Origin of the sequence: uncultured Campylobacter sp. (genome assembly GCF_938030685.1) — a bacterium.
Classification (GTDB): domain Bacteria; phylum Campylobacterota; class Campylobacteria; order Campylobacterales; family Campylobacteraceae; genus Campylobacter_B.
Map to the genome: position 1 here is coordinate 1 of NZ_CALHHX010000149.1, position 3,160 is coordinate 3,160.

The window sequence follows — 3,160 nt, forward strand, 5'->3', positions numbered from 1 at the left end:
GTTAGCGTGCCAGAAAATAATAGAATTCTATGCCTTAGCGTAAGCCAAAACGCAAGCTACAAAACCCAAAGCTCAAATATCTACTTCGAATTTACCGGGCGATTTACCAACGTAATAATCACCGATGAAAACGATGTGATTTTAGAGGCGCTGCGGCACTTCGAGACGGAATTTAGACAGATCAAGGTAGGAAGAAAACTCCGCCATCTGCCGCCTGCAAATATTAAAGAAGCCCCCGTGCCAAAAATTTCGGACTTTAGAGCATTTTTTCGCGCGGAATTTAACGCGCTAAATGCGGATCGCTTAAACGCGCTCAAATCCGCAAAAATCACGGCGCTAAATAAAAAGCTAGACTCGGTGCGTGAGGCTTTAGGCTCTTTGCAAAGCAGCGCCGAACTACTGCGAAGCGCTGAGCTTTTAGGTGCAAAAGCCGCCTTGCTAAAGGAAAATATCTATAAAATTCCAACTAGCGCGCGAGAATTTACGCTGCAAAAAGGAGACGCCGAAGCGGTAGAATTTAAGCTGCAAAAGCCTGCAAGCGCCGCTTTGGGCGAGCTTTACTCCGAGGCAAAGCGTCTGCGCCAAAAGGCTACTAATATCCATATTGAAGAGCAAAATTTAAAGGAGAAACTCGCGTTTTATGAGAATTTAAAATCGCTCGTCCTTGCCGCACAGGACGCACACGAGATCGAAATTCTAATGCCTAAGCGCACGCAAATTAGGCAAAAAAGCAAGGAAAAAAATAGCGAATATGTAGCGAGCTTTTATCTCGGGGATTTTAAAATCAGCGTCGGTAAAAACGAAAAAGGCAATGAGTTCTTACTAAAAAATAGCTCCAAATCCGACTATTGGTTTCATCTTAAGGACATTCCAAGCGCACACGTCATCGTAAAGACAAATAAGCAAAGTCTAAGCGAAGAGGTGGTCGAATTCGCCGCTAAAATTTGCGTGAGCTTCAGTGCAAGCGGCAGCGGAAAATATCTCGTCGATTACACTAAACGCCAAAATGTCAAAATCAACGAAGGTGCTTTCGTAAACTACGTAAATTTTAAAACAATTAGCGTTTTAAAGCCGTAATAAGCGAGCTTGCGGTATAATTACTCAAAATAAATTCCAAGGAAATTCTATGAAGCAAAGAATAATCACGGCAAGCATTTTACTCGCCGTATTTTTAGCTCTAATTCTCATAAACGCCAGGTGGCTAAATTTCGCCGTATTTGCGCTGATACTCGTGCTTGCGTTTTTTGAAAGCCTCAAGTTATGGGGTCTAGAGGAAACTAGCAAAAAGTGGCTCGCGCTGGCGATCGCGTTTTTTGCGCTGCTACCATTTACGCAGACCGATGAGCCTTTCGTCTCAGCGCTAAAAGTTAGCATCCTGATGATCCTATGCGTCGCCTCTGTCGTAGCCTTTACCAAGGGCCCTAGCCTAAAGATCACGCTTCCTTTTATCTATCCCGTTGCGCCGATATTTTTTATGTGGGCGGCTTATGATGATTTCGGGGAAGTTTTTCACTTCGTTTGGCTGATCTTTATTATCGTAGCTAGCGATAGTGGCGCATATTTTATCGGAAGAGCCTTTGGCAAAACCCCGCTAAGCGCTAGCTCGCCGAATAAAACCGTAGAGGGCGTACTAGGTGGTCTTGCGCTCGCGCTTATCGTTAGCCTCATTTATGCGCGCATCTTTACCAATATGCCGCCGCTTGAAATTTTAGGAAAAACCATCATCATAGCAATTTTTGGCGTATTCGGCGATCTGTTTGAAAGCTACCTAAAGCGCGCGGCGGGTCTTAAAGACAGTGGCGCGCTCTTTCCCGGACACGGCGGGATCTTGGACCGCATCGACGGCTATATGTTCGGCGCGATCGCGATGGCGATAGTCTATTCATGGTAGTTTTAGGCTCCACGGGCTCTATCGGTACAAACACCCTAGACGTAGCCGCGCGTAGCGGTAGTATGATCGAAGCGCTTAGCTGCGGGCGCAATATCAAGCTTTTAAACGAACAGATCGCAAAATTTCACCCAAAGCTCGTCTGTATCGCGGACGCGCAGCAAAAAAGCGAGGTAGATCACGAGCGCGTATTTTGCGGCACGGATGGAATTTTGCAGATGCTTGCGGAGTGCAAAAGCACGACCGTGGTAAACGCTCTCGTAGGCTTTGCAGGCATGATGCCCAGCCTAAAGACCCAAGAGCTCGGAAAGAGGCTCTGTCTCGCCAACAAAGAAAGCCTGGTCGTCGGCGGGAAATTTCTGCAAACGGATAAAATTTACCCGATCGACAGCGAGCATTTCGGACTGAAATTTTTACTTAGCAATGCCAAAACCCCCGTTTCTCGCCTAATCATCACGGCTAGCGGCGGCGCGTTTTACGACGTGCCGTTAACGCAGCTGGGCTCGCTCACGCCGCAAAATGCCCTCAATCACCCCAACTGGAAGATGGGCGCAAAGATCACGATCGACAGCGCCACGATGGCGAATAAGCTCTTTGAGGTGATCGAGGCGTTTTGGCTCTACGGCATGCGCGAGATCGATGCGCTTATCGAGCGCACCTCGCAGATCCACGCGCTGGTCGAATTCGCAGACGGCTCCACGACGGCGCATATTAGCAGGGCTGACATGCGCCTAGCCATCGCGCACGCGATGTTTAGCGGCGACGTACGGGAGCAGATTACCGCGCCCGTAGATCTGTGCGCCCTGCGACCGATAGAATTTAAGCCGATCGACGAGATGAAATTTCAAATCTTTACCCTCAAAGACGCGCTGTTAGCAAACCCCGATCTCGGCGTCGTCATCAACGCCGCAAACGAAACGGGCGTAAATGCGTTTTTGCAGCAGCGGTGCCGCTTCACCGACATTGCGCGCGTGGTGTTAAAGTGCGCGGAGAAATTTAACTCGCCTAGCGTGACGGACGCAGAAGCGCTTGCGGCGGTGGATGCGAGCGTGCGAGCGTATGCAAACGAGCTGCTGAAATTTAACGGAGAGCTTTAAGCCTAGCTTTACCTGCTTAAATTTGGAGGTTGAATTTGAGCTATCTTGCCGCAAGCGGTGAAATTTAGGATCAAAAATTGTTAGACGTACAAACTATCGTAAATTTGGAAAAAGAGCGCCGCAAGCTGCTGCAAAGCCGCATAAAATGGAAAATAATAAGCCTGCTTAAAGCCTG

At 48.3% G+C, this 3,160-nt stretch carries 3 protein-coding genes; all 3 read left to right on the top strand.

All coding sequences use genetic code 11. The features are described 5' to 3' along the window. The coding region (locus Q0369_RS06860) for an NFACT RNA binding domain-containing protein (protein WP_298097754.1) at window positions 1–1,077 on the top strand (1,077 nt) is incomplete at its 5' end. Window positions 1,078–1,126: 49 nt separating this feature from the next. After that, window positions 1,127–1,891 (top strand): phosphatidate cytidylyltransferase, encoded by a 765-nt coding sequence (locus tag Q0369_RS06865; protein ID WP_005872778.1) that lies wholly within the window; start codon window positions 1,127–1,129, stop codon window positions 1,889–1,891. Beyond that, entirely contained in the window at window positions 1,885–2,985 is a 1,101-nt protein-coding gene (gene dxr / locus Q0369_RS06870; protein WP_298097757.1) for a 1-deoxy-D-xylulose-5-phosphate reductoisomerase, read from the top strand. Before Q0369_RS06865 ends, dxr begins: the two co-directional genes overlap by 7 nt. Window positions 2,986–3,160: the final 175 nt, after the last annotated feature.

Coding starts and splice junctions, on each gene's coding strand:
- Q0369_RS06865 (WP_005872778.1), top strand. CDS start 1,127: ATGAAGCAAAGAATAATCACGGCAAGCATTTTACTCGCCGTATTTTTA.
- dxr (WP_298097757.1), top strand. CDS start 1,885: ATGGTAGTTTTAGGCTCCACGGGCTCTATCGGTACAAACACCCTAGAC.